General features: G+C 51.1%; 2 protein-coding genes. Both read left to right on the top strand.

Annotated elements, in window-relative coordinates:
• Nucleotides 1-469: calcium-binding protein (locus QUB11_RS30460; RefSeq protein WP_445300870.1), on the top strand; the 469-nt coding region annotated here is incomplete at its 5' end.
• Nucleotides 470-1115: 646 nt separating this feature from the next.
• Nucleotides 1116-6753, top strand: a 5638-nt coding sequence (locus tag QUB11_RS30455; protein ID WP_333392506.1) for a DUF4347 domain-containing protein, incomplete at its 3' end; no start/stop codon positions are given.

Raw genomic sequence — 6753 nt, 5'->3', positions numbered from 1 at the left:
TGGCGATCGCGGGGAAAATCTGCGAGGCGCTGTGGGTGAAGACGGCCAGCAAGACTGTATTAATGGTGGCAGTGGCGATGACTTGTTATACGGTAATGAAGGTCAAGATAGTCTCAATGGTGATGATGGTAATGACACTATTTACGGAGGGAAAGATAGCGATATTCTCAATGGGGGTGTTGGGGATGACTGGCTGTTTGGTGATGGGGGAGATGATACTTTGATTGGGGGTACTGGGAATGATCGCTTTGTGTTAAGCGCTAATAGTGGTATTGATACAGTCCTCAATTTTTCCGTAGGAACTGATAAGTTTGTCCTGGCTGGTGGCTTGAGTTTTGAGGCTTTGCAAATTAACCCGACGGGGAATGCCACACTGCTACAAGTTGCTGCGACTGGCGAGGTTTTGGCTCAGGTTTTTGGCGCTGATAATTCTCTGACTTCTCCGAATTTTTTGACTCTGGCTCGTTAAGACCAAAGCGCATTAAATTCGCTGCATTTTTCCTAAAATTATAGCAACTCGGTTTGTTGAATAAACCGAGTTTTTAATTGGCGCTAAAAAAATATTAAGCCGATGAATTATTGCTGATTCGACTTGCTGACGACCCTGAAATTGGTTGTTGGTGAATCATTCATTCTTGACAAAAGCCAGAAAACGAAGTTGATAACTACAAAATTTATAACCATTTTTTGAGTGAAGCATAGATTATCTGACATTCGGTTGATTGATAGTCCTAAAATTGGTTTTTGATAAAGAATCAAGTCTGAGTAAAAATCGGAAAGCTAAGCTTTATTTACTACAAACACGAATGATTGTCAACTGCATTTAGGTAAAAAAATATCGAATTAAAAGGTATATTTTCGTAGATTGCGATCATTTTTTTCATCATAAAATAATTTAGAACTACGTCTAAATTGGCTAAAAAACCCCTGATTTACCAGGTAAATACAGCTAACTGCTACTTTAGGAAGATGTCGCGCAAAAAAAAATCGAAGTAAATAGAACTTGTTAAGTATGCGAAGTCGAGAAATTAGTAATTAGAGATTTCCATTAGCAATTAACAATAATATCTACCACTGAAGATTGACAATTAACAAATCAAGGAGCTATCTAACTCATGAAAAATTTATGGTGCAACTACTCTTCGCCAATTCACAAATCAAGTTGCGATCGCCGCGACACGGACTGCATAAAAGTTTCTTTGATTGGGGCGCCGTTAGTCAGCGATCGGGCGAGCTATATTTCCTGTTTAACAAAAGCGAGTCGGGGCGTCAAGACTAAACATAAAAAACATTTAGTTTGCATCGATCCGAGGGTAGAGAATTATCAGCATCTTGCCAGCGGAGTCAAACCGGGGACAGAGATAATTGTCCTCGATCAAACTCTGGACGGAGTAGAACAAATTACCGAGATTCTCGCTAAACGCAGCTTAATTGCCAGCCTTCAGATAGTTGCTCACGGCAATGAAGCTTCCGTGCAATTGGGATCAAGTGTACTGAAGGATGAAAACTTACCAAAGTACGATCGGCATTTGCAGCAGTGGCGAAATGCCTTAAGCGAAAAAGCCGATATTTTATTATTAGCGTGTAAGGTTGGGGCTGGAAAATCAGGGATTGCTTTCGTGCGGAAGCTGAGAGAATTAACAGGCGCAAATATAGCGGCTTCCAACAATCTAATTGGCAGTACAAAATTAGGAGGAAACTGGCAATTAAATGTTACAGCAGGACAAGTAAAAACCGCAATAGCCTTTGAAACAAAAACCCAGGAAACTTACAGCGCTGTCCTCATTAATTTAGTGGACGAAAGTTTTCAAGACGCACGTCTAATCGGGCCTTGGATCTCTGGCGTTACTGGCACGTCAGACGCTCCCGCATTAACAGCAGGAACCGGAACGGAGAGTTTTCCGGGTTTGAACATAGACCCGGTAGGCAGCGGGGCGTTGAGATTAACTACAAGAACTTTTGACCAATCTACTTTTGTCATCTATAACAGTCAGGTTCCCGTCAACAGCGGTCTTAACATTGTCTTCGATATATTTGCCTACAACGGCACAGCACGTCCGAATTTACCAGGGCGGACAGGGGACGGCATAAGTTTCTTTTTAATTGACGGTACGGTGACGCCAACACAAGCTGGAGGCTATGGAGGTTCTCTCGGCTACGCGCAAAATAGAGATACAAATCAGTCCGGTTTACGGGGAGGTTATTTAGGAATTGGATTGGATGAATTCGGAAATTTCTCAACTGAAACTCAAGGGCGTGTAGGCGGAATTCCGGGGGGGCGTAGAGCAGATTCGGTAACGCTTCGAGGTAGCGAAGTTAGGCAATATCAATTTTTAACTTCTACGTTTGTGCCGCAGGGAATAGATAATATTCCCGATACCGTAAATCCTCTGCCACCAAACGGGCCGACCAACACCATTACTAGCAGCCGCGAAGCAGCCAGAAGAAGAGTTCAAATTATTTTGGAACCCCCCAATTCTGCAACGCCAAACCGTCTCACTGTTAACTTTGACCTCGACAGTGATGGTTCGTTTACAGATGTGGGCGAGACTATTATCGACATTGACAATTTAGAGGAGATAAATGGGCCAATCCCGGCAACATTCAAATTTGGTTTTGCTGGTTCAACGGGAGACGCAACAAATATTCACGACATTCGCACTTTGTCGATCCAAACTATAGACGTGCCGCTTACTACAGCAGATGTTGCCTCAACGAAAACAGGCCCGGCGGCAGCGGCACCGGGCAGCGCCATTACTTACACAATTACGACAGTAAATAACGGCCCGAACGACGCCGAAAACGTGGTGATTGAAGATAGATTGCCCGTCGGGGCAGTATTAACTAGTGCTCCGGGCGGCGGCACTTTCAACCCGACAACGAGACTGGTCACCTGGCCAACTATTCCGAATTTACCTTTTGGGGCTACCACCACCCGCACCGTAACTGTTACCGCCCCAACTACACTTGGCCCTATTACCAACAGTGTATTCAGCAGCAGCAGCACGATCGATCCCGTACCCGCCAACAACAGCGGCAGCAGCCCGTCGGCAAGAGTCACCACCACTATCACGAACGATATTGCCGATGTAGTGACGGTCAAAAGCGGGCCCCCTACTGCGGCGGCGGGATCGACAGTCACCTACACAATTACGGCCACTAACAGTGGGCCGAGTGCGGCAACCAATGTGGCGATCGCCGACACCATTGTTCCGGGCTTAACAGGAGTCAGCGTGTCGGAGGGCGGAAGTTACAACGCAACTACAGGTATTGTGACTTGGACGGCGATCGCATCCCTAGCCAGGGCCGCCAGCGCCAACAGAACCGTCAGTTTCGCAGTTCCCGCCACCGGTGGCACCGTCGCCAACACTGCTAGCAGCACCTCAACGAGTCCAGACCCCAATCCTGCCAACAACAACGGCACCAGCCCTCAAGCGCGAGTTACCACTGCTATCACCCAGAGTGCCGATGTAGAGACGGTCAAAACCGGGCCGGCTACTGCGATCGCGGGTTCGACTGTCACCTACACAATTACGGCCACTAACAGTGGGCCGAGTGCGGCAACCAATGTGGCGATCGCCGACACCATTGTTCCGGGCTTAACAGGAGTCAGCGTCTCGGAGGGCGGAAGTTACAACGCAACTACAGGTATTGTGACTTGGACGGCGATCCCATCCCTAGCCAGGGCCGCCAGCGCCAACAGAACCGTCAGTTTCGCAGTTCCCGCCACCGGTGGCACCGTCGCCAACACTGCTAGCAGCATCTCAACGAGTCCAGACCCCAATCCTGCCAACAACAACGGCAGCAGCCCATCGGCAAGAGTTACCACCACTATCACCGATAGCGCCGATGTAGTTACGCTCAAAACCGGGCCGGCTAATGCGATCGGCGGATCGACAGTCACCTACACCATTCTCACCGAAAACAGAGGACCCAGTACCGCCACCAACATCACCGTTACAGACACCATCGTTCCCGGTTTAACGGGGGTCACAGCATCTAACGGAGGTGTTTACAACCCAGCCACAGGCATTGTCAGTTTTCCGCCCATTGCCAGCTTAGCTGACGGCTTGACCGTCAGCCGGACTGTCAGATTCCCAGCCCCGGCGACCGGCACTGTCAGCAACACGGCAAGAAGTACCTCAACCACTAATGACCCAAATCCCGGCAACAACAACGGCCGCGAGCCCGGCGCAACTGTTACCACCAGCATCGCCACTGCCCCAACTCCGACTCCCCCACCCGCACCGACTCCGACTCCGACTCCCGCCAACCAACCACCGATAGCTAGCAACGTCAACCTCGAAATCGCCCCCAGCAGCACTGTAGCGATCGCAGGACTCGGAGGAAGCGACCCCGACGGCTCGATCGAATCCTTCACCATCAACACCGTCCCACCAGCAAATGAAGGGCTGATATTTTTAGGCAATCCCGATACTGGCGGTACTATTGTCACCCCGGGTCAAATTCTGACACCTGCTGAGATTAACCAATTATTTTTCCAATCGACAGGCAACTTTACAAAAGCAAATTTCACCTACAGCGCTACAGACAACCAGGGTGCCACCAGCCCTGCCAGCGCTACGGTATCGGCGCTGCTGCCGGTGCCAAACGAACCGCCCGTAGCTAACAACGTCAACCTTGAGATCGCCCCCAGCAGCGCTGTGGCGATCGCAGGACTCGGAGGAAGCGACCCCGACGGCTCGATCGAATCCTTCACCATCAACACCGTCCCACCAGCAAATGAAGGGCTGATATTTTTAGGCAATCCCGAAACCGGCGGCCGGATTGTCACCGCCGGTCAAATTCTGACACCGGCTGACATCAACCAATTATTTTTCCAATCGACAGCCAACTTTACAACAGCAAATTTCACGTACAGCGCTACAGACAACCAGGGCGCTACCAGCCCCGCCAGCGCTACTGTCTCTGCCATTCCCCTGAACGAACCAACACCGGCGCCAACACCCACACCACCAACACCGGCGCCAACACCCACACCACCAACACCGGCGCCAACACCCACACCACCAACACCGGCGCCAACACCCACACCACCAACACCGGCACCAACACCCACACCACCAACACCGGCACCAACACCCACACCACCAACACCCGCGCCAACACCCACACCACCAACACCCGCGCCGGAACCAACACCCGCGCCAGAACCAACACCCGCGCCAGAACCAACACCCGCGCCAGAACCAACACCAACACCTGCGCCGGAACCAACACCCACACCCGCGCCGGAACCAACACCCACACCTGCGCCAACACCAACACCAACACCCACACCCACACCCACACCCACACCGGAACCAACACCAACACCCGCGCCAGAACCCACCCCCATATTCAACCCAGTACCCGAACCCGATACCAGTTGCGGTTGCGACCCCTTGCCCCAACCCCCTCTCATCACATTTATCCCCCCCCAGCTAGAGCAAATACTTAACTTCGACTCCAACGCCGCACAACTCATCGACATCCAAAACACCAGCATCGGCACTCCCGGAAACGATTCCTTAACAGGAAACGAAACCAACCAACTATTTCTTTCCAAAGGTGGCGACGACACAGTGTTAGGTGAAGGTGGCCGCGATCTCATCTTCGGCGAACCACAGCGAGACTTCATCGCCTCTGGTAAGGGCAACGACATCGTTTACGCCGGCAAACAAACCGATGCCGTATTTGGTGGCAAACAAGACGATCGCATTTTTGGAGATCGCAGTTCCGACACATTGTACGGCGATCGCGGTATAGACACCATAGTCGGGGACAACGGCAACAATATCGACTTAACCGACAACGACGGCGACCTGATTTTCGGCGGGTCTTCAGGCGACGCCATTGCAGGCACTCAGGGCAATGACACCGTTTACTCCGGCAAAGGCCCTGACATCGCCTATGGTGGCATCGACAACGACTTGATCTGGGGTGACAAAGGCCCGGACACCCTTGACGGCGACAAGGGAGACGACTCTGTGTTTGGTGGCGTCCTCAACTCCCTAGACAGCGACCCCGACGGCTTCGATTTGCTGACAGGAGGTGATGGCAACGACTTACTTAACGGCGAAGAACAAGACGATACCTTGCGAGGTGGCAACGGCTTCGATGTGGTGTTTGGAGGTAAAGGCGGCGATCGTATTTTCGGCGAAACTGACTCGGATACTCTCTACGGCAATCAAGGTTCTGATACCATAATCGGCGACTACGGCACTCAACCAGGCAGCACAATTGCCACCGAAGAAGCCGACTTAATTTTCGGTAACGACACCGGCGATATCATCGGCGGTGGCAGCGGTAACGATCGCATTTTTGCTGGCAAAGGTAATGACTTAGTTTATGGTGGCAAAGATAACGACAGGATTTGGGGTGAACTCGGTTCCGATACGATTGTCGGGGACGAGGGAGACGATTCGCTTTACGGTAGTTTGCAAAACGAGTTAGTGTCCGATGTTGATGGACGCGACTTGCTATTTGGAGGAGATGGAAATGATTTTCAGGGCGGCGGTGAGAGTTCCGACTCTCTCGATGGGGGTTTTGGTAAGGATACCCTTCGTGGAGGCAAGGATGATGATGTTGTACAGGGAGATGCGGGGGATGATTTAATTTACGGCGATGATGGCAGCGATATTTTGTGTGGCGATGAAGGTAACGATACGATTTTTGGCGATCGCGGGGAAAATCTGCGAGGCGCTGTGGGTGAAGACGGCCAGCAAGACTGTATTAATGGTGGCAGTGGCG

The sequence above is a fragment of the Microcoleus sp. B6-A1 genome, assembly GCF_036705085.1.
Lineage (GTDB): Bacteria > Cyanobacteriota > Cyanobacteriia > Cyanobacteriales > Microcoleaceae > Microcoleus.
The sequence above is the reverse complement of the archived record's forward strand: the minus strand, read 5'-3'. Positions and strand labels throughout refer to the sequence as shown.